Source organism: Aerosakkonema sp. BLCC-F183 (assembly GCF_041929145.1).
GTDB lineage: Bacteria > Cyanobacteriota > Cyanobacteriia > Cyanobacteriales > Aerosakkonemataceae > Aerosakkonema.
The window spans coordinates 1-22,287 of the sequence record NZ_JBHFNU010000020.1; the positions used below are offsets into that span (position 1 = coordinate 1).

General features: G+C 42.8%; 11 protein-coding genes. 6 read left to right on the plus strand and 5 right to left on the minus strand.

From position 1 onward, the window contains the following. Nucleotides 1-219: 219 nt before the first annotated feature. Nucleotides 220-1,506 carry an RNA-guided endonuclease InsQ/TnpB family protein gene (locus ACE1CD_RS05060; RefSeq protein ID WP_374797917.1) on the plus strand — a complete coding sequence of 429 codons (1,287 nt, stop codon included), beginning with the start codon at nucleotides 220-222 and terminating at the stop codon, nucleotides 1,504-1,506. On the opposite strand, the gene ACE1CD_RS05065 is transcribed toward ACE1CD_RS05060, so the two are convergent. Then, nucleotides 1,438-2,250, minus strand: a complete 813-nt coding sequence (locus tag ACE1CD_RS05065) for a pentapeptide repeat-containing protein (protein ID WP_374797919.1) — start codon at nucleotides 2,248-2,250, stop codon at nucleotides 1,438-1,440. The genes ACE1CD_RS05060 and ACE1CD_RS05065 overlap by 69 nt on opposite strands. Nucleotides 2,251-2,637: 387 nt before the next feature. Between ACE1CD_RS05065 and pap the strand changes: the two genes are divergently transcribed. From pap to ACE1CD_RS05080, 3 genes are all read left to right on the plus strand, one after another. Then, a complete protein-coding gene (gene pap / locus ACE1CD_RS05070) occupies nucleotides 2,638-4,125 on the plus strand; it encodes a polyphosphate:AMP phosphotransferase (RefSeq protein WP_374797921.1) in 1,488 nt (495 codons plus the stop codon). Nucleotides 4,126-4,226: 101 nt separating this feature from the next. Continuing rightward, complete coding sequence (locus ACE1CD_RS05075; RefSeq protein WP_374797923.1) at nucleotides 4,227-5,357, plus strand: YdcF family protein; 1,131 nt, start codon at nucleotides 4,227-4,229, stop codon at nucleotides 5,355-5,357. 134 nt (nucleotides 5,358-5,491) lie between these two features. After that, nucleotides 5,492-7,252 carry an ABC transporter ATP-binding protein gene (locus ACE1CD_RS05080; RefSeq protein WP_374822063.1) on the plus strand — a complete coding sequence of 587 codons (1,761 nt, stop codon included), beginning with the start codon at nucleotides 5,492-5,494 and terminating at the stop codon, nucleotides 7,250-7,252. A 364-nt stretch (nucleotides 7,253-7,616) separates the two neighbouring features. Here the strand turns inward: ACE1CD_RS05080 and ACE1CD_RS05085 are convergent, their stop codons facing one another. Both ACE1CD_RS05085 and ACE1CD_RS05090 read right to left on the minus strand, forming a co-directional pair. Then, nucleotides 7,617-7,970 carry a hypothetical protein gene (locus ACE1CD_RS05085; RefSeq protein ID WP_374797927.1) on the minus strand — a complete coding sequence of 118 codons (354 nt, stop codon included), beginning with the start codon at nucleotides 7,968-7,970 and terminating at the stop codon, nucleotides 7,617-7,619. A gap of 87 nt (nucleotides 7,971-8,057) precedes the next feature. After that, nucleotides 8,058-9,104, minus strand: a complete 1,047-nt coding sequence (locus tag ACE1CD_RS05090; RefSeq protein WP_374797929.1) for an NAD(P)/FAD-dependent oxidoreductase — start codon at nucleotides 9,102-9,104, stop codon at nucleotides 8,058-8,060. Nucleotides 9,105-9,184: 80 nt separating this feature from the next. On the opposite strand from ACE1CD_RS05090, the gene ACE1CD_RS05095 reads away from it, so the two are divergent. Further along, a complete protein-coding gene (locus ACE1CD_RS05095) occupies nucleotides 9,185-10,027 on the plus strand; it encodes a YaaW family protein (RefSeq protein ID WP_374797931.1) in 843 nt (280 codons plus the stop codon). Between the two features lie 37 nt (nucleotides 10,028-10,064). Beyond that, nucleotides 10,065-11,414 (plus strand): O-antigen ligase family protein, encoded by a 1,350-nt coding sequence (locus ACE1CD_RS05100; RefSeq protein ID WP_374822066.1) that lies wholly within the window; start codon nucleotides 10,065-10,067, stop codon nucleotides 11,412-11,414. 26 nt (nucleotides 11,415-11,440) lie between these two features. Here ACE1CD_RS05100 and ACE1CD_RS05105 read toward each other — a convergent pair whose 3' ends face one another. After that, nucleotides 11,441-16,795, minus strand: a complete 5,355-nt coding sequence (locus ACE1CD_RS05105; RefSeq protein ID WP_374822068.1) for an AAA family ATPase — start codon at nucleotides 16,793-16,795, stop codon at nucleotides 11,441-11,443. Nucleotides 16,796-16,860: 65 nt separating this feature from the next. Next, the gene (locus tag ACE1CD_RS05110; RefSeq protein WP_374822071.1) at nucleotides 16,861-22,257 is read right to left on the minus strand and encodes an AAA family ATPase; all 5,397 of its coding nucleotides are present in this window, start codon (nucleotides 22,255-22,257) and stop codon (nucleotides 16,861-16,863) included. Nucleotides 22,258-22,287 lie beyond the last annotated feature (30 nt).

The following is a 22,287-nucleotide window of genomic DNA, read 5'->3' on the forward strand; positions in this document are numbered from 1 at the left end:
GCATCGGCAAATATAGAAAAAGTCGGCACGGGGCATCGGCACGACTCTAAATGTACGTCGAGACAGATTAAGACTACCTCGGTAGCATCCGTCAATGAAGCGTAAAGAATCCCCACGCCTTCAGGCTGGGGAGTATGTCAACAGCTAACAATTGAGCGTTAGCGAATCATTATAATTCTACCCGTGGTTATATTGGGTAAAACATGATATGATTCTACCATGTTAGTAATCGAAGCCAAGCTAAAAGGAACCAAATCGCAGTACAGTAAATTGGATGAAGCAATCCGCACGGGACAGTTCATCCGAAATACTTGTTTGCGTTATTGGGAAGATAATAAAGGGGTCACAAGAAACGACCTTCAAAAGCTTTGTTCAGTACTAGCCAAAAATAAAGAAACTCCTTGGACAAAAAAGCTCAACTCTCAAGCTAGGCAGGCACACGCAGATCGTGCGTGGTCTGCCATTCAACGTTTTTATGAAAACTGTAGATTGGGAAAAGCAGGAAAAAAGGGCTACCCAAAATACAAGAAAGGATGCCGTTCCGTCGAATACAAAACTAGCGGGTGGCAACTATCTCCTGACAGAAGGCAGATCACCTTCACCGATGGTTTTGAAGTCGGAACGATGGACTTATGGAGTTCTAGAAATTTAGTCTGGTATTCAGAGAAACAGATTTCTAGAGTTCGAGTTATAAGACGTGCCGATGGCTATTATGCTCAATTTTTAATTGATTGGGATAGGCTCCAGAAGCATGAGTTTCAAGGAAAAATGATTGGAATTGATTTAGGACTAAAAGAGTTCTACACCGATTCCGATGGAAATACTGTAGAAAACCCTCGGTACTTGAGGAAGTCCGAACGTCGGCTCAAGATGCTGCAACGTCGGGTTTCTAAAAAGCACACCAAGGGGAAGAAGCAGTCTAACAGATACCATAAAGCGCGTCAGGCTTTAGCTAAACAGCACCTCAAGATAACTAGACAGCGTGAAGACAAAGCTCGTAAAGATGCTTTGGCGCTAGTTAGATCTAACGACCTAATTGTCTACGAAGACTTGAAAATCAGAAACATGGTGAAAAATCACCACTTGGCTAAATCTATCAGCGATGCAAGTTGGTATCAATTCACGCAATGGCTTCAATATTTTGCCAAAGTTCACAGTGTTGTAGTTATTGCTGTACCGCCTCACAATACAACTGTTGATTGTTCGTGTTGTGGAGCCGAAGTGAAGAAAACCCTTAGCACCAGAACTCATAGATGTATTAAGTGCGGCACGGTGTTAGACCGCGACTATAACGCCGCAAAAAACATCTTAGCAAAGGGATTTAAGCTGTTAGCTGAATATCTAAACAGTACCGTAGGGCATACGGTATCTGGAGTTAAAAGCTCGAAAGCGCGGGGAGAAACTGACCTCTGGCTCAAGAACGGAGACGCTCTTGTTCTAAGTCGGCTCGATGAACTGCGAACCAATTCTTGGGAATCCCCCACTATATTCGGTACTCCGAATTAGTGGCGGGAGTATGTCAATCAAATTTGTCCAATTCAGTTTAGCTTTACAAAGAGAAGCCTGCGCTAAGTTTGCCCCTGTCAAGTCTGCTTCCGTTAAGGTTACGCCACGCAGTTGCGCTTCGCTTAAATTAGTTGCTGTCAGGTTGGCTGCTTGGAGTTTCGCCCCATTCAATTTTGCCTCGCTGAGGTTCACCCCATTTAGGTCTATTCCTGTCAGGTCAACACCATTCAAGAACGCTCCCGTCAAATTGACATTACTTAAGAAGGCTCCGTAGAGGATTGCGCCACTCAGTCTGGCACCGCACATATTGGCCCAACTCAGGTTGGCTCCCTTGAGGTTAGCGCCCCGCAGATTGATATTTTCTAAATTTGCACCGCAAAGATTAGCTCTCTCCAGGTTAGCACCTCTGAGATTAACACCGGTAAGATTTGCGCCGCTAAGTTTTGCCCCGATCGAGTTACACTTCACCATAAAGGCACCACTGATGTCAGCTTTAGTTAGGTCTGCATCTTCCAGATGCCCTTCACTAATTTTGACAAAAGTCAGATTTGCCCAGTTTAAAAAAGCTCCACTCAAGTTTGATTTTGTCAGGAACGCTCTGCTGAGGTTGGCTCCTGTCAGGTTTGCTCCCGATAGGTTTACTCCGATTAAGGTAGCGCCACTCAGGTCAACTCCTCGCAGGTCAACTCCAGCAAAATCTCTCTCTCCCATCTCATAAAGCCTGAGTATGAAGCTACGTTCCATATTCTGACAGCTCCCGTTGCTACCGTTTTACCCTTAAAAAATCTACCCTCAGATAGGGGGAATAGTTCGTAGAAATAGTTTTGGGTTGATTCTTTTCATACTTAACTCAACCAACCCACTTGGATATTACTCTGGCTTGCCTTCAGAAAGGTTTAAGAAAAAAGTTGATTTGTCAAGTAATCTTAAGAAAATCTATATATTTGTGCCGTAAGATCCCGGAAGGTAAAATTTCCATGTTTGTACTCATTACTTTTTCGCGATTTTGTGATTTCTATAATTAGAACTGACGCGAACGGTCATGGCTAATGGACGATCGATCGTTCGCGATCGCGCTCCTGCCCCTCTGCACCTCTGTTCCTTTCTGGGTCACTTTTATCCTTATACCTTATGCTCGATACTCTCGATCTAGACCTTTCCCTCGATAAAACTACTTACCGATCGCAAATCGAAACCTTGATGGAGAATTTGCGATCGCTCCAACAAGCTTGCTGGGAGAAAAAATTGCCCGTCATTGTCGTCCTAGAAGGTTGGGCGGCGGCGGGCAAAGGTGCTTTAGTCAAAAAAATGGTGGGATACATGGACCCGCGTGGGTTTGCAGTCCACCCAATTTGGCCTCCCAGCCCAGAAGAGCAAAAATATCCATTTTTGTGGCGATTTTGGCAGAAGCTACCCGCCCGTGGCAGCATCGGATTTTTCTATCACAGCTGGTACATCCACGTTTTGGAAGACCGCTTGTTTGAACGGGTAAATGAAGGCGAAGTGCCGATGGTGATGCAGCACATCAATGCGTTTGAGCGACAATTGGTGGATGATGGCGTAGCGATCGCCAAATTTTGGATTCATTTGAGCCAAAAGGAATTGAAGCAGCGACTGAAAAAATACGCTTCCGATTCCTTACAATCGTGGCGGGTGCGCCCGGAAGACTGGCAACAAGAGAAAAATTACGACAAGTACGTCGCCCTAGCGGAAGAAATGCTCGTTCACACCAGCACTGGGCCTGCTCCCTGGACATTAGTCGAAGGTGACTGTCAGCGGTGGGCAAAAGTCAAAGTCCTTACCCAACTAAGCGCCACCATTACAGAAGCACTCGATCGACTCCACTATCGAACACCGACACCAATTCTCCCACCCCAAGAGCAACTCAACCTATCCGAACCGAATTTTCTGGCTCAAGTAGACCTAAACCAGAGCTTATCCCGGACGGAGTACAAAAAAGAATTACTGCGAGAACAGGTGCGCCTACGCAAACTACAGCAAAGCATTCACGAACACCAAATCCCCATTTTAATTTTATTTGAAGGTTGGGATGCTGCCGGGAAAGGTGGGGCAATCAAACGACTCACCGACGTTCTCGACCCCCGCAGTTACAAGGTTAACGCCTTCGCCGCACCCACAGATGAAGAAAAAGCCCGTCAGTACCTGTGGCGATTTTGGCGAAGATTACCTACCGCTGGAACGATTGGCATTTTCGATCGCAGCTGGTACGGTCGAGTATTAGTAGAACGAGTCGAAGGTTTTGCTACAGAAACCGAATGGCGTCGCGCCTACCAGGAAATCAACGAATTTGAAGCCCAACTCAGCAGCGATGGATACGTTCTGGTCAAGTTTTGGCTGCACATTAGCCAGGAAAAACAGCTAGAGCGGTTTCAGGAACGGGAGAACGACTCCTTTAAGCAATATAAACTCACTAGCGAAGATTGGCGCAATCGGGAAAAGTGGCCTTTGTACGAAGTAGCGGTGAATCAGGCAATTCAGCGTACCAGCACGCCCACAGCTCCTTGGACATTGATTGCCGCTAATGACAAGTACTACACCCGTGTTAAGGTAATTCAGACTGTTGCTGATGCCATTCGGCGCAAGCTGAAAAATCGATAGTAGCTAATTGCAGAGTTGAGATTTTAGATTTTCTCTTGAAATTTTCAATCTGCAATCTGCAATTTGCCATCTGAAATTACCCCTTGTGAGGAAGTGCCGCCATGTTTTCAACGCTAACGCAGATTATGCTTATGGTGTTGATCGGCGCTATTACTTGGCAGGCGCTGCTAAAAGGAACTGGTAAAGATGCCAAACCTAGAGATTATCTGGCTTGGGTTGGTTTGGTTCTCATGCTGTTCTTCTTGATTTTGTCGTTTATAACGCCGAACGATCCAGCGATCGCAACATTTGGCAGTATTCTTACTTTTCCGCTCAAACCGCTGGGCTTGTCAATTTTGTTATTGTTTTTAACATTAACGGGAGAGATTAAAAAGAAAGAAAAAACGATCAGCCCCAAGGGAATGAACCAAATTTGGATGGCTTTTCTGATTTTGACGATTTTCAGTTTACCGTTGATGGCTAACTTGCTGGCAAATAGAGTTCAAAACGATGCGATTATTGGCTTTCAAGCAGCTTTGCGGCGTCGGGAAAAAGTTGGGGCGATCGTCTTGTTGGGCCATTCGGCAACTCAGCTGAGTTTGTTGGCTCCCAATCAAATTCAACTCAACGATCAAAGCGATCGCATCCTCCAAACCGTGCAAGAATATCAAAGGCAGCTAGACTTGAACAATTTTGCTAAAATAATTGTCAGCGCTGGCCCCAGACCGGGTTTCGACAATACCCCCAATCAGTCGAATCGTCCGGAAGCCGACAAGATTGCCGCAACGTTAGAAAGTTTGGGTATCCCGCCACAAGATATCTGGCGCGAACGTACTGGCTTAGATGTCCGCAGCAGTGCCGAAGCTGTGAAAACGCAATTTGTCGATCGCGGTAAAATTAGTAAGCGCGTTATCCTCGTTACCTCAGCATTAAATATGCAACGCGCCAGACAGACATTTGCTCAGTTGGGAATTAGTACCATCCCCAGTCCCGCAGGTTTCTACTCCCTGCAACCCGATTCTACTCCGCGTCTGAGAGTGAGCAGCACCCAAAAAGGAAGTTGCGACACTTTGAGCATTACCATCAGCAACGCACGCAAAGTGCGAATTTCAGACTTTGTACCCAGCGCGGAAGGTCTCCTCATCAGTACCCGCGTTATTAACGAATTTTGGACATCCGTTTATTACTTCTTGCGCGGGTGGCTGGCTCCGACTGTAGATGCTATCCCCCAACTGAAGGATTTTGGGTGTTAGCAGATGCAATTTTGCATTTTAAATATTAGATTTTAGATTGGGGATAGTCTGTTCGCCTAACTAAAAACTATCGAACTTGACGAGCTATCCAAAATCCAAAATCTAAAATCTAAAATCTAAAATCTAAAATCCAAATGGCTAATTCACGGCTGCGAAAACTGACTGCGTATCTACGTCCCCACTGGCAACAAGTGGCACAAGGCATTTTAGCTTTATTCATTGTCAACGCATTGGGGGTTTACATCCCGATCGAGATTCGCGATACAGTTAACAACTTGCAAGAGATATTAAAATCGGACTTAGGATTCGATCGCATTTTGCAAGCAGTCGTTTTGCTTCTAGTCTTGGCAACTGTGATGTGGGGGATTCGCGTCGGCTCGCGCATATTAATATTTGGCGTCGGTCGGCAGGTAGAATTTGACCTCAAACAAAAGATTTTTCAACATCTGTTAAAACTAGAACCCGCTTACTTTGCCAAAAACACAGCGGGAGATTTAATCAATCGCGCTACCAGCGATGTCGATAATATTCGGCGTTTATTGGGATTTGCGGTCTTAAGTCTGGCGAATACTTTGTTTGCTTACGGACTGACTTTACCGATCATGCTGTGGATCGACTGGAAACTGAGTATAGCCGCACTCGCCGTCTACCCATTCATGTTATTAATTGTGCAACTGTTTAGCGATAAACTACGCACTCAACAGTTAGCGGTACAGGAAGAACTTTCCGATCTCAGCGATTTGATTCAAGAAGATATGAGCGGGATTTCCTTAATTAAAATCTACGCGCAAGAGCAAAACGAACGTCGCGCTTTCGCTCAGTTAAACGAACGACTTTTGCAAGCAAATCTCCAGTTAGCTAAGACGCGGACTACTTTGTTTCCGCTGGTGGAAGGTATGGCTTATATCAGCTTGCTGGTCTTGCTGTGGCTGGGTGTGGGAGAAATAGCACAAGGTTCGATTACAATTGGTGGCTTTTTGGCTTTAATTATTTATGTGGAACGTTTGGTTTTCCCAACCGCGCTATTGGGGTTTACTATTACTACTTATCAACGGGGAGAAGTTAGTATCGATCGCGTGGAATCTATTCTCGCTGCCGAAGCAAAAATCAAGGACGAAACAAATGCGATTTCTCTGCCTCAAGCACAGGTAAAAGGTAAGCTTGAGGCTCGCGGTTTGAGTTACACTTATCCCGGTGCGAAAACTCGTGCTTTAGATAATATTAGCTTTAGGATCGAGCCTGGAGAAACTGTAGCAATTGTGGGGCCGATCGGTTCCGGTAAATCAACTTTGGCTAATGCTTTACCTCGCTTGTTAAATATTGCTGAGGGTAGTTTGTTTTTGGATGGCTACGATATCACTGAGTTAAAATTAGCAGATTTGCGGAGTGCGATCGCTTACGTTCCCCAAGAAAGTTTTCTCTTCAGTACTACCATCAAAAATAATATCCGTTACGGCGACCCGGTAGCCGAACAGCCAATTGTAGAACATTCAGCTAAACAAGCCCAAATTCATCAAGAAATTCTCAACTTTCCGCAACAATACGAAACCATTGTGGGAGAACGCGGCATCACTCTTTCTGGCGGACAAAGACAGCGATCGGCACTTTCTCGTGGGTTGCTGGTGGATGCTCCAGTATTAATATTAGATGATGCTCTTTCCAGCGTTGACAATCAAACTGCTACTGCTATTTTGGAAAATTTGTCAACAGGAACAGAACGAAAAACAGTGGTTTTTATTTCTCACCAAATGTCAGCGGCGGCAAGTTGCGATCGCATCTTTGTCATGGATAAAGGTGAAATTGTGCAATCTGGCACTCACGCTGAATTAGTGCAGCAAAAAGGTTTGTACCAGTCACTTTGGAATCAGCAAAAACTAGAGGAAATGTTACGATAAATGCTTGAATTTACAGCGGCTGCAAGCCGCTGTAAATTGAGGAATTTCTGGAAATTTTTGGCTAAAATATCACCGCAGGACTTACGCAAAGCCTCTATCGGTAGGATGCGTTAGTGCTAACGTAACGCACCATCCCACCATATTTAGTATCAATGCGTAAGTCCTGACAATTTAGGTAGTGATATCGTATTTGATAACATCGGTTGCATAAAAAATCCCTTTCTTATCTGCGTTTATCTGCGGTAAAAATTTAACCCCTGCTCTCCACAGATAATATGAGAGCATCAGTCTGACACTACTGATGCAACCGGACACGAAATAACTGTATAATTTTGTTGTTAGCCAAACGATTAGAACGCAGCAACTAACTACTTTTACTCTGATTAATTCGCTCTACCCATACTTCGCTATCATCAATCGTCAAGATAATCCTTTTATAGGATTCATCCTGTAATTCCAAAGTCAAATAATCTCGGTCTTTGGTAACATACCAGAATTCCTTACCCCTACTGCTGTAATAAGTCCCCGCCTTAATCACTCCTGGCAAAGAGGTTCCCGGTGCGCGAATTTCCGACCAACTACTTCGCGGTTCTGCCGTTGTCGCGCTGGTGATATGGCTGAGGGGAATTGACCAGATTTTATCTAAAGTAAAAGCCCAAAGTTGCTCGTACCATTCCAACTCAAGTTTGACTCGATCGCCAACAATAGTAATATTCATCTCTGCCTCTGCTTGCTTGGGTAAAGCATTGCCGTTTGAATTGATAACTTATCATCATCAACTATCGGCACGAATGCTTTGCCTTTACTAAAAAATGTCTAAAAAGCGAATACCCGGTAAAGGCACATCTCTAATATAACGATTAATTTGATTTGCCGCCGCCATACCCGAATTTAAAGCACTTTCTACTAAGTTTCCGCCACACCAATCACCGCAACATATTAAAGGTAAAGATATCTCCGCATCCAAATAACTTGACTGCCAAAACTGACTGGGAAAAGCATAGCGCCACCTGTGAATTTGATACCATGCTGGCGCATCTAGCCAAGATAGATTTAATTCTGCTGTCGCCGTAGCTAACAAATGGCGTGCAGCAGCATTTAAATCTTCTGCATCTAAATAATTTTTGGCAAATGCAGCACTGCTGTGGATCGCAAATACTGGAAATTCAGCGTTTGGGCGCTTGCTGCTATCCAAACCGATCCAAGCGATGTCGGAATTATCTGCAAAAACAACAGAATTCCAATCTAAATTTAGCTCTGTTTGGGCTGGATAGCCTGCCATGACTGCCAAACACGGATCGAATTCGATCGCTCGCAGCTTATCCACAAACCCAGTAGGTAAAATACTCTCAGCTAATGGTTCCACCAAGATCGAAGCTTGCGGCGCGGGAATTGCCACGATCGCTGCTTTGGCGTTTATCGCTTCTGGGATATTATCTCCATTAGCCTCAAAATCCAGACGCCAAGTTTTCTCGTCTGTAACATTAATTGCCCGCACTCGTTGATTTAGCTTGATTTCCAAACCAGTAGCGAGGAATTTCGCGATCGCACTCATTCCTTCTGGTGCAACGTAACGGGGAATTTTGGATTCACAGGAGTAAACTCTGTCAGTCCAAACTGCCAAAATATTGCGATCGCATAATAATTCCACCAAACGCCGCAACATTTCACCATTCGGTTCCAAGTAGCGCAACCCATGATCGGCGCGAGTGCCGTATAATCGGCGTGTCGCCACCCGTCCGCCCACACCGCGAGATTTTTCCAGCACCACAACACTGTATCCCGCTTGCTGCAACTGTTGAGCCGCAGTCAAACCGGCTATCCCCGCACCAATAACGGCAATATCAAACACGACTTGACAACCTCCCGCTTAGAATCAATAGAAGTAGAATAAGGGACAGCAAAGAATCTGGGGTCTTGGAGGGTTCGACTTTGGATGAACTGAGATCGGTACTGGAGTTGGCAACAGAAGAAGAATTGCAACAACTGACGGCAATTCTGTTTTGTCGCCGATTCAATCCCCTAGACTATGTTGGCACGCCCGATCCTATCGAAGTACAAAGCCACGATCGCGAAGCTTGGCTGGATATGCTAGAGCAAAGGTTTCGCTTTTTGGCAGCGGATGGCTTGACGGTATTGCGGGGACGCACACAGGAAGTAAGCTATCGCCAAGTTTTGATCCAGGTGTGTGGTTATCTAAAAATTCGCTACTCCAACAAGCTTTCCACAACAGATATAGAAGCCGAGATATTTCTCCATTTGCTCAAACGCGCATGGAAAGAATTGCCATCGGCAGATCGAAATGCTTTGACTAGGCGAGTGCAGGAAAGTCTGGCGGAAACTAAACTTTCTCAACCGCTACCGCTTTCCGTGCAGCGCGATCCTTTGGGTTGGCTGATCAAAGGCGGCAGCGCTTTGGCAGTAAATTCCATTCTAAAACCTGTCCTCCTGCAACAGATTGCCCGTCAGTTTGCGCTTCACTTTGCCAGATATCAAATGGCTAAGGAAGCAGTCGTCTCTGGCGGGGTAGCGGCGGTGACAAAGTTTCAAGGCTACATGATGCTTCAGGCTGCTGAAAAGGGTATGGCTTTGAGTGCGGCGCGATATACTGCTGTCCGCAGCGTGTTTGCATTTTTAGGCCCAGCGCTGTGGACTTGGTTTTTTGCGGATCTCGGTTGGCGAGCGATCGCAACTAACTACGCCCGCATTATACCCACCATCTTCGCCCTAGCACAAATTCGCCTCACTCGCTCGGAATGTTGGGAAATAGCATGAAAATTTTAGTTTTCAGATTTTAGATTTTTGATTGAAAATGAAGCCAAAATTCCCAATCCAAAATCTAAAATCTTTTTCCGAACCTCCCTTGCAGCTATGCTGGAATTTTGCCCAGCTAGGTTTGTTGATTTTTCCTTTATTTCCAGCTGTAGGAGCAGTCGGAATTGCCCTCGCAATACTCGGAACTGGCAAGCAAAAGTTTAATACAATTATCCGACGCCCCCTCAACTGGGGAATCGCTATTTTTAGCGTTTTACTCGTCGTTTCTGCGAGTTTTGCTGCTTATCGTTCAGAGGCTTTCCTGGGTTTGGCTAATTTTTTACCGTTTTTCTTGCTGCTTGTATCCTTCAGCGAGTTAATACAAACACCGGCGCAACTGCGGCGATTAGCTTGGATTATAGTTATACCTTCTGTTCCGATCGTAATTCTTGGCTTGGGTCAACTATTTTTAGGTTGGGCTAGTTCGGGTTTATTAACAAATATTTTAGGTTGGAGTCTCACACCGACTGGCAATCCTCCAGGTAGAATGGCGTCTGTTTTTATGTACGCCAATATCCTCGCGGCTTATTTGACGATCGTTTTCATTCTGGCACTTGGGCTGTCGATCGAACAGTGGCAACTCGCTAGGAAAAGAGTGGGAGAGGGGGAGAGCGGGGGAACTATTGCGCGGGGGAAGTTTCGCAATTACGGGACGTTATATTTGATTGTGGCCGTAATTGGCAGTGCGATCGCGATCGTGTTCACTAATTCTCGCAATGCTTGGGCGATCGCACCTCTGGCCTGTCTCGCTTTTTCAGTTTACCTCGGTTGGCGTTGGTTATTAGCGGCAGTCACAGGAATTGCAAGTATTATTCTCGCCGCCGCTTTTGCGCCATCACCAATAAATCAATTACTGCGAAAAATAGTCCCCGCTTTCTTTTGGGCGCGTTTAACAGATCGAAATTTTCCCGATCGACCTTTACCTTATTTGCGAACAACCCAGTGGCAATTTGCTTGGTGGATGACACAGCAGCGTCCTTGGACAGGTTGGGGTTTAAGGAATTTCACGCCACTTTATGTAGAAAAATATGCCACTCCCGACAATCCTATTTGGTTAGGTCATCCCCATAGTTTGTTTTTGATGCTAACAGCAGAAATCGGTATTCCTGCTACAATGCTGTTTTGTGTTTTAGTCAGTTGGATGATTGCACGAAGTATTTTGCAAGTGCGAGATTGGCCTGGAAATAATCAAGATAGATTAATTTTATTCAGTTTTATAGTTGCTTTTTTAGGCTGCACTTTATTTAACACCGTAGATGTAACAATATTCGATTTGCGCGTCAATACATTCGGGTGGTTGCTGTTAGCCGCAATTGGTGGAGTGGTTTATAACAACACTGTAAAATGATTGCAAATACCCTGTGACCTGCCTCTCTATCCGTTCACAGGCAACCAGATCGCAAATTCAGTTCCTTGACCTGGGACAGAATTTACATCTATTCTTCCTCCATGTTTTTCGACGATGATTTGACGCGCGATCGCCAATCCCAATCCCGTCCCTTTCCCCACCGCTTTGGTAGTAAATAAATGGTCAAATATTTTTTCTTTGACTTCTGCGGTCATTCCTTTACCATTGTCAGCGATCGAAATTTTTACCTCTCCATTCTCAACGGATGTTGTAATTGTAATTTGGTTACGATCGACCTTAACTTTTCCGGGAATATGTTTATTATTTGATTCCTCTAACGCATCGATCGCATTAGCAATAATATTCATAAACACCTGATTTAATTGACCGGGGAAACATTCAATTTGAGGTAAATTACCGTAGTTAGTCACGACTTCTATCGCCGGACGTTGTTCGTTCGCTTTGAGGCGATGCTTGAGAATTAATAGGGTACTATCAATCCCTCCGTGAAGATTAAATGGCACTTTATAATCTCTATCCGCACGGGAGAAAGTGCGTAAACTGGTGCTGATATTTTTTAATCTGTCGCAGGCGATAGACATGGAATCTAGCATTTTGGGCAAGTCTTCTAAGGTATATTCCAAGTCAATTTCTTCGGCATGAGTTTGGATTTCTTCAGTCGGATGAGTCAAAGTTTCTTGGTAGAGTTTTAAGTGTTCGAGCAGATCTGCAAAGGTGGGTTTAGCTTGTTGGAGGCTGGCAGAAATAAACCCTAAAGGATTATTCATTTCGTGGGCGACACCAGCCACTAAGTTACCCAAAGCAGACATTTTTTCGCTTTGTACGATCTGTAATTGAGCTTGTTGCAAGTCTTGTAATGCTTGTTGGGATTTTTGATAAAGTCGGGCATTCTCTAATGAAATGGCGGCTTGAGTGCAAAGTAGATTTAGGATTTCCACGCGATCGCTCGTAAACGCCCCCTTTGTTAAAGTATTTTCTAGATATAAAATCCCCACTAATTTGCCTTGGTGTAAAATTGGGTTACACAAAATACTCTTAGGTTGCTGACGGATAATATAGGGGTCATTAGCTAAGGTGGGATCTGCGGTTGCATCCAACAAGACAACAGTTTGTTGACTGTGCTTGACTTTGTAAATCAGCTTGTGGGGAATATCTTGACTGTCTGCAATGGGAAGACTTTGTAAAACAATCGGTTGCGTTATTTGGGTAATTGCGCCTTGAATTAATAGATGATTGTCTTGCAACAGCATTAACACACATTTATCAGCCCCAGCATTTTCGATCGCGATCGCAAGTAATGATGAAAGCAGTTTTTCTAGTTCGATTTCACCAGAGATAGTCTGAGATGCTTTGATAATTGCGGTTAAATCTAGAGTATCTGAGACACTACTGCTAGAACTAGAAGATGTGACAGTCCCCAAGGTGAAGATAGTTTCATGGGTGGAAACAACCGAACGGCTTTGCTGTAATATGGGGGCGATTAATTGGGGATAGCGTTTTTCTAAGTCGGCGACTTTAGCTTTTGCTCCCCAACGGGTATAACAATAGTATGCTTCTTGCATATAAAGAGCGGCGAAATTCTCTTTCCCCCAATCAAGATAAAATTTTGCTGCTAATTCGTTGGCGAGAGCTTGTTCTTGGATATAGTCATTTTCTTTAGCACCTGCGATCGCTTTGTCGTATAGTTCAATCGCTTCTAGCTTCTGTCCCAAAACCCGGGATTTTTCTGCTTCTACCAACAGCCATTTGTGCAAATGATTCGTGGGGGCGCTGGCTGCCCAATTATGCAACTTAGCTTGATTCTCTGCAACTCGTTGCTGTAATTGCTCTTGTTCTAACTCCGGCATATCTGACCATAATGCCAGCTGAGTTAAAGAATCATAAAAATGGAATACAGGAATTTTAAAAGCCCCCGGTGCTGCTGCCAAGTATTGTTTGGTGGAGTCTGCCAGATTTTTAGCTTCTTGCCATACTTGAAACAGGTAACTAAGAATCAGCTTGCTGACATACAGCACTGCCAACTCGTACAAATCATCTACTTTTTGCTGGGAAAGGATAATTTGTTCGTCATATATTATCCCCTGAATTTGCCAAGGATATTCCCCCTGACCCAATAAATTTAAAACTGATTGATAAAAAATTCTGACATAGTTGTGTGCGACTTGTTTAAGTTGTCCTAAAGCTTGACTGTATGCCATCATCTCCTGTTGCAAACCCAAGAGTTCTTTACCAGAGAAGAAAGACAAATAACAGTAATTCCAAATACAATAGCCAGCATATTCTAGCGCCCCGTTTTCTAAACCGCTATGGTATCCTTCAACCAAAGGTTTGAGAGAAGTTTGAATGTGATATTTCCAGGGTTTGACAAATGAGTAAACCATGTTAATCGTGCTGGCTTTAAATTCCTTACTCTTGAACCGCAACAAGAGTGCTAGCGCCAATTCTCCAGCTTGATTACCCGCCTCAATTTCGCCCATTACGCCGCACAAAATCAGCGCGTACCAAGCATAAGCTGATGCGGATGCCGCTGCATTTCCATACTGCACGGATAGTTGCACTTGTTTGAATACAACCAGCGGTAGAAGGATGGGAAATGCTACATATACACCCGCTGCCATAGATGCTAAAATGCGGAGCGCTGCTAGGGCTTTGGGGTCTACCATTTCTGGCAATTCTAGTAGTGTTTCTAGTTCTTTGTCTGCTAGCATTGCCTGGGTTGCTTGCAAACTTTGAGTAATATCTATTTCCGTAGGTTCCTTCGGGAATGTCACCCCCAATAATTCCAAAACAGAAAGAGCAGTTTTAATCGCTTCTAGCTGCTGACTCTGAGCCACATACGCTAAAATTTTGACTTCATAAACTTTCACTTTGTCTAGCAATTGCTGTGCCTGTCGGAAAACTACATCAACAAAATGTTCCATTTGTTGAAAATTACCGCTCAAGCAAGAAACCTCTGCCGCTAATTCATACAGTCCTAAAGTTAGATTGTAGTTTTGCTGCCAACCGTCACTAGGTAACAATTGAATGCCTTTGGTTAAATACTCCATTGCTGCCCGATAAGCGGTTGAGGATTTGACCTTTTGGGCCGCAGCTAGATTGAGGGCTGCTAGTTCGTTGCGATCGACTAGGGATGAGATCGATTCTGCACCCTGATTTAATTGATTGACAATTTCTAATAGTTTTTCGTCTCTGGCTGCTAGAGGAGTTGCATTTAATAATTGCTGCCCAATTTTTAAGTGGGTTGGCTGTTTGAGAGTATCGGGAATTAAGGAATAAGCAGCTTGTTGAACCCGGTCGTGCAGAAATCGATAAGTTGGATTGGCAGCGGCTTGAAAAACTTCTTTGCTCTCCGCTTGAGTAAAGAATTTATAGATTTTTGTAATGGGAATTACTAAGCCTTCCTGCAATGCTTTCCATAAAGCAGTAGCGGTCATTATTGCAGATTTTTCGCTGACAATTACCAAGGTATTTAAATCAAACTGCGCCCCAATACAAGCGGCTAGTTTGAGCATATCCTGAGTTTCTAGTGGTAATTTCTGCAATTGCAGAGCCATAAACTCTACCACATCATCCGTAATTGCCAATGCTTTAACTTGAGCAATATCGCATTGCCAATGCCAAATCTCCCAATTAAAGCTAATTAATTGGTCATCATGTAAGGCTTTGAGAAACTGGGTCGCAAAAAATGGATTGCCTTTGGTTTTTTGATAAACTAATTTGGTTAAAGGTTCGGCAAGGGATGATTCGCAATTCAGGGTATCTGCTACCAACTGATTTATATTTGCTTCGCTTAACGGCGACAAAGTAATTGTATTCACCGTTGCCCCAGTTTTGACAATTTCATTCACTGTTAAAATAAATAGATGCACGGGAGAAATTTCATTATCTCGATAGGCTCCTAATATCAATAAATGTTCTGTATCTTGCATCAATAATTGCAGCAAATTTAAGGAAGCTGAATCTGCCCATTGCAAGTCATCCAAAAACATCACTAATGGATGTTCTTGGCTGGCAAATACTTGCACAAATTTTTGAAATAGGAGATTAAAGCGATTTTGGGCGGCACTGCCTGATAATTCTGTGGCTGGTGGCTGTTTGCCGATAATATTTTCTAACTCAGGAATTACGTCGATTAAGACTTGTCCATTTTCGCCTATAACTTCCAAAATTTTGATTTTCCAACTGTTGATTTGATTATCTGATTCTGAGAGTAATTGACCCATTAAATTGCGGAATGATTGCACGAAAGCACTGAAGGGAATATTCCGTTGAAATTGGTCATATTTGCCTTTGATGAAATACCCGCGTTCTCTGACTATGGGTTTATGAACTTCGTTAATAACGGCTGTTTTACCGATTCCTGAAAACCCCGCGACCAGCATCATTTCTGTTGCACCTTGACTGACTCGATCGAAGGCTTCAAGTAGGGTTTGTACTTCGGTTTTTCTGCCATAGAGTTTATCGGGAATAATAAAGCGATCGCACCGATCCTGTTGTGCAATCTCAAAGTCTCCAATTTCACCAGTTTCTCTTAACTGAGTTAGACATTTTTCTAAGTCAAATTTCAATCCTAATGCACTCTGATACCTATCTTCAGCATTCTTCGCCATCAGTTTACTAACAATTTTTGAAAGAACTGAAGGGATATCTGAATTAATTTCATTTACTAACGGTGCTGTTTTTGCTAGATGAGAATGTACCAATTCCATCGCATCATTAGAAGAGAATGGTAACTCTCCCGTCAGCAATTCATAGAATGTCACACCCAAAGAATAAAAATCTGTTCGGTAATCAATCCCTCGATTCATTCGGCCAGTTTGTTCGGGGGAAATATAAGCTAATGTACCTTCTAATACATTGGGATTGACTAGGGTTTGGGTTTCTCTGGGTAATAATGATGCAATACTGAAGTCGATTAATTTAACTTCTTTGGTTTGGGGATTAATCAAAATGTTGCTAGGTTTGATATCTTTATGAATCACCCGTTCTCGGTACAACAGATCTAGAGCATCGCACAGGACTAGGGCGAGCGACAAAAATTCGGCCAGCAACTGGAGTGGTAATTTTTGCCTAGTTTGGAAATAATTCGATAAAGAAACTCCGCCGAAATCTTCCATTACTAAGGCATAGCCATTTTGATAAGTTTCTAAACTATAGGTTTTGATAATTCGGGGAGAATTCAGATTTTTAGCGAGCGTATACTGATTGCGAAATTGGACTAATTCACTGAAATTTGGATAAGGATTTTTCAAGAATTTAATGGCAACTGGTAAGCTATCAACTTCTCGCTGACCTCGGTACACAATCGTTCTCGAACCGTGATATAATTCCGCGTTGAGTTGATATCCAGTTAGATTCATAATGATTTCTCTGTTACTTGTTAGTCTGGTAGTTAGGCTGGCAATTACTAGATGGGAGAAGATGGCTAGGGTGAGATTGGCAATCGGATGCAGAACTCGGTTCCGCGACCAATAGTTGATTCAACTTCGATACTCCCCTGATGTTTTTCTACCACAATTTGACGGGCAATAGCTAATCCCAATCCAGTGCCTTTGCCGACCGCTTTCGTTGTAAATAAATGGTCAAATATTTTGGCTTTGACTGCCTCCGTCATGCCTTTACCATTATCAACAATCCGAATTTCTACCTGGTTATCTACTAATAATGTTTGAATGGTAATTTGATTGGGACTTGCCTTGATCTGTGCAAAAGTCTTTCCCAGATTTGATTCCTCTATTGCATCAATAGCATTCGCGATAATATTCATAAATACCTGATTTAATTGACCAGGGAAACATTCAATGTCAGGTAAATCACCGTAATTAGTTATTACCTCAATCGCTGGACGTTGTTGGTTGGCTTTCAAACGATGTTTGAGAATGAGAATGGTACTATCAATCCCTTCGTGAAGATTAAATGGCACTTTTTCATCTCGATCGGCACGGGAGAAAGTACGTAAACTGGTGCTGAAATTTTTTAGCCTGTCGCAGGCTACAGATATGGAATCTAGCATTTTAGGCAAGTCTTCTAAGCTATATTCCAAATCAATTTTTTCGGCATGAGCTTTAATTTTATCAGTTTCATCGGGAAAACTTTCTTGATAGAGTTTTAAGTGTTCGATAATATCTGTGAAGGTGGGTTTAGCTTCTTGAAGACTGGCAGAAATAAACCCCAAAGGATTATTCATTTCGTGAGCGACACCAGCAACTAAGTTACCCAAGGCAGACATTTTCTCGCTTTGTACGATCTGTAATTGCGCTTGTTGTAAGTCTTGTAATGCTTGTTGAGCTTGTTGATAAAGTCGGGCATTTTCTAATGAGATGGCGGCTTGGGTACAAAGTAAATTCAGGATTTCTACCCGTTCTTTTGTAAACGCTCCCGTTGCTAAATTATTTTCTAGATATAAAATGCCCATCAACTTCCCTTGGTGTAAAATTGGGCTGCACAAAATACTCTTAGGTTGCTGACGAATAATATAGGGATCGTTGGCTAAGATTGGCTCTGCTGTCGCATCCACTAGCACCACAGGTTGCTTGTTGTGCTTGACTTTGTAAATTAGCTTGTGGGGAATTTCCTGACTATCTTTAACCGGAATACTCTGCAATACCACTGGGTTTGTTCCTTGGGTAATTGAGCCTTTAATTAGCAGTCGATCGTCTCGCCACAGCATTAACACGCATTTATCAGCCCCCGCATTTTCGATGACGATTTTCAGCAACGATGACAGCAATTTTTCCAGTTCGATTTCACTGGAGATAGTTTGGGAAGCTTTGATAATGGTAGCTAAATCTAAAGCTATAGAAGCACTACTACTGGATGTAGTGGAACTGGTGTAAGTGACATTACTCAAAGCAAATATAGTTTCGTGAGTTGAGAGAGTCGAACGAGTTTGCTGTAATATGGGAGCAAGTAATTGGGGATAGCGTTTTTCTAAGTCGGCAACTTTGGCTTTTGCTCCCCAACGAGCGTAGCAGTAGTATGCTTCTTGCATATATATTTGAGCGATTTTTTCTTTATTCCAATTGAGATAAAATTTAGCGGCTAGTTCATTTGCTAAAGCTTCTTCTTGAATATATTCGTTTTCTTTGGCTCCCAAGATTGCCTTATCGTATAGCTCAATGGCTGTAGATTTCTGCCCTAAAAATCGACATTTTTCGGCTTCTACGAGATCGACTTTATGCTGGTGATTCATAGGCGCATAATCCGCCCAATGTTGTAACTTAGTTTGGTTTTCTGTCACCCGTTCTAATAGAGTCGATCCTTCCGATGACGGTTGACTCAATAGTGCTAGAGCTACCAAAGAATCATAGAAATAAAACCCAGGTTCGGCAACTGTTCCCGCACCCGCCATGAAATATTTTCTGCATTCCAAGGCATAGTTATTAGCTAGTTCAACTTCCCCAAACAAAAAGCAAAGCATCAACTTATACGAGTGGAAAACATATAATCCACATAGATCGTTGGCAGACTGCAACCGGGGGAGAAATTCTGTCTCTTGGAAAGCCGCTCCAGACAAAATGGTGGGATGTTCTGCCAAACCTAGTAAATTTAAATTCACTTGCCAATAAATCAGGCAGTAATTAGCTGTTCCCAATTGCTTCAGTTGCACTAAAGCATGGTAGTAAGTGCGTGTCTCTTCCTCCAAGTTAGCCAGCGGTTGACCGCACCAAGAAGAAATCCAACAGAAATGGTTAACCGCATATCCAGCGTATTCCAGGTTTCCAACTTCTAGCCCAAGGGTATAACTCTCACTCAAGAGGGGTAACATTTCTTTGAGGTGAGATTTGCGGTGAAGGATATAACTTCCCAGCAGGAAAAATACTTCCAGTTTAGTTGCTTTATCATCGAACTTTGCCGCCACATTCAATGCCAAATTTCCAAACTGTGTAGCTAAATCTATATTCTGCATATTACAGAGAACTAAGCTGTAACAAGTATAGTTACTAGCAGAAAGAGATATATTGCCATGTCGCAGGAATAATTTGACTAACAAGGTAGCTAGTAATGGATACAAAAGAGATCCACAGGTGTAAGCTGCTGCCATGATGCTGCTGGCAATCTGGGTAATGGCGATTTTATTTGCATCTGTCATTACAGGAAGGTAGACAAAATCTGCAATTTCTCTGTCGCCAATCAGTTCGCTAATTTCTTGGATTGACTGTTGAATATCTACGGGTGTGGGTGATTCGGTAATATTTGCGCCTAACTGTTGCAAGATATTGATGCCGATCGCTAGCACTTCATTGAGTTGGCGCTGGGAAGTCTTACCTTGAATCCTAATGCGGTAAACATTGACTTGTTCGAGTAACGAATGTGCTTGTTCGGTGACAATATCGATCGACTTTTCCATCGCCTCAAAGTCACCGCATAGCATGGCGACTTCCGCCGCTAATTCATGAAAAGCAAGACTCATTTCATACTGCTGTTGCCAAGCATTTTCTCCCAACAAAGACAGTCCCACTGCGGCATATTCATGCGCTGCTTGATAGGCGGTGGCAGTTCTGGCTTTGCGACAGGCGGTGAGGTTAAGTCGTGCTAGTTGATTTCGTTGTGTTTGTTCGCTAATTAAAGAAGTTCCATAATTTAATTGATTGACTATTTCAAAAATTCTCTCTTCTCTGGCTTCTGGAGAAACCTGTTGCAGGAGTAGTTGACCAATTTGGTAATGAGTTGCCTGTTTTTGGCGATCGGGAATTAGGGAATAGGCAGCTTGTTGGACGCGATCGTGTAAAAATTTATAATTAACAGTTTCCTGATTTTCTGATGTATTTTTTGTGGTTTCCTGCCAGACATAAAACTTATAAAAATCACCGATCGGTACGATAAATCCTTCTTGTAATGCTTTCCATAAACAGGCTGCTGTTTCGATTTGAGATTGTTCTGACACAATTGCCAAAGTTGCTAGATCGAAAGAGTTACCAATGCAAGCTGCTAGCTGCAAAATTTGTTGATTTGATGGCTGGAGTTTGCGTAATTGAGAACTCATAAAAGCTACAACGTCATCTGTCACTGCTTGAGTTCTTACTTGCGTGATGTCGCATTGCCAGCAGCCTAACTCAAAATCAAATTGAATCAATTCATCTTGATATAATGCTTTGATAAACTGGGTGCTAAAAAAAGGATTGCCTTTAGTTTTTTGATAGATTAATCCAGAAAGATTACCAGCTATATCTTCTGAAGTTTTGAGCGTGTCAGCAATTAATTTATTTACTTCTACTTGACTTAACGGTGCTAAAGTAATCGTATTAATTGTCGATCGCGATTTAGCAATGTCACTCAAAGTCAACATTAATGGATGCCCTGGGTAGACTTCGTTATCGCGGTAGGCACCAATGATGAAAAGATAACCCGTATCAGCCATTAATAGCTGCATTAAATTCAAAGAGGCTGAATCTGCCCATTGCAAATCATCTAAAAATATCGCTAAGGGATGTTCTACTTTGGTGAAGACTTGGGTAAAATTTTGAAATAATAAGTTAAAGCGATTTTGAGCCGCCGTTCCTGATAATTCTACTACTGCGGGTTGCGGGCCAATAATGCTTTCTAATTCAGGAATTACTTCAATAATTACCCGTGCGTTTTCCCCCAGAACTTCTAAAATCTGTTGTTTCCATTGTTGAATCTGGGCATCGCTTTCGCTTAATAATTGTCCCATTAAATCTCGAAAGGCTTGCACGAAAGCACTAAAGGGAATGTTGCGCTGAAATTGGTCAAATTTGCCTTTGATAAAATATCCTCGCTGTCTGACAATTGGTTTATGCACCTCATTGACAACAGCAGTTTTCCCAATTCCAGAAAACCCAGCCACCAGCATAATTTCTGTTGCGCCTTGGCTGACTCTATCGAATGCTTGGAGGAGGATTTCTACTTCGGTTTCTCTGCCATAGAGTTGATCGGGGATGATAAAGCGATCGCACAAATCCCGTTGCGCGATCGGAAAGGTTTCAATTTTACCTTTTGCCTGCAATTGTTGCCAGCATCGTTCTAGATCCCATTTCAATCCTAATGTGCTTTGATAGCGGTTTTCAGCATTTTTTGCCATCAATTTGGCTACTATTTCTGATATGACGATAGGAATTTCGGGATTGATTTCATGTACTAATTTCGGCGGTTTGGCAATATGACAATGCACCAACTCCATTGGGTCGTTGGCTAGAAATGGTAATTCTCCCGCCAGCAATTCGTAGAAAGTTACGCCCAAAGAGTAAAAATCAGTCCGGTAATCAATGCCTCGATTCATTCTGCCAGTTTGTTCCGGAGAAATATAAGCTAATGTTCCTTCCAAATGATTGGGATTTAATATAGTTTGGGTTTCTCTGGGTAGCAGTGAAGCAATACTAAAGTCGATTAATTTAACTTCTTTGGTTTGGGGATTAATCAGAATGTTGCTGGGTTTGATATCCTTATGGATTACTCTCTGGCGATACAATACTTCTAGAGCATTGCAAATGGCGATCGCTATAGCTAAAAACTCTTTTAGAGATTGAAAATTGACTTTTTGGACGTAATTTTTTAAAGAAATGCCCCCAAAATCTTCCATAACCAAAGCATAGCTATTTTGATATGGTTCTAGGCTATAGGTTTTGACAATCGAGGACGATCGCAGATTTTTAGTAATAGTATATTGATTGCGAAATTGTACCAGTTCGTTGAAATTGGGATAAATATTTTTGAGGAGTTTAATCGCCACAGGTAATTGGTCTGAAGTACGGATAGCTCGATACACTAAGGTACGGCTTCCTGAAGAAATAGTTTCAATAATTTGATAGTTGAGAATTTGATGGGTTGTGTTTGGGTGATGGTTTGTGAAGGATTTATTCATGGCGCTCTTTGGCAAAAAATTAATGACAAG

What these genes read in the sequence shown, in the direction of transcription:
- ACE1CD_RS05100 (WP_374822066.1), top strand. Translation starts at nt 10,065, where the DNA reads ATGAAGCCAAAATTCCCAATCCAAAATCTAAAATCTTTTTCCGAACCT.
- ACE1CD_RS05105 (WP_374822068.1), bottom strand. Translation starts at nt 16,795, where the DNA reads ATGAATCTAACTGGATATCAACTCAACGCGGAATTATATCACGGTTCG.
- ACE1CD_RS05110 (WP_374822071.1), bottom strand. Translation starts at nt 22,257, where the DNA reads ATGAATAAATCCTTCACAAACCATCACCCAAACACAACCCATCAAATT.
- pap (WP_374797921.1), top strand. Translation starts at nt 2,638, where the DNA reads ATGCTCGATACTCTCGATCTAGACCTTTCCCTCGATAAAACTACTTAC.
- ACE1CD_RS05080 (WP_374822063.1), top strand. Translation starts at nt 5,492, where the DNA reads ATGGCTAATTCACGGCTGCGAAAACTGACTGCGTATCTACGTCCCCAC.
- ACE1CD_RS05085 (WP_374797927.1), bottom strand. Translation starts at nt 7,970, where the DNA reads ATGAATATTACTATTGTTGGCGATCGAGTCAAACTTGAGTTGGAATGG.
- ACE1CD_RS05075 (WP_374797923.1), top strand. Translation starts at nt 4,227, where the DNA reads ATGTTTTCAACGCTAACGCAGATTATGCTTATGGTGTTGATCGGCGCT.
- ACE1CD_RS05065 (WP_374797919.1), bottom strand. Translation starts at nt 2,250, where the DNA reads ATGGAACGTAGCTTCATACTCAGGCTTTATGAGATGGGAGAGAGAGAT.
- ACE1CD_RS05060 (WP_374797917.1), top strand. Translation starts at nt 220, where the DNA reads ATGTTAGTAATCGAAGCCAAGCTAAAAGGAACCAAATCGCAGTACAGT.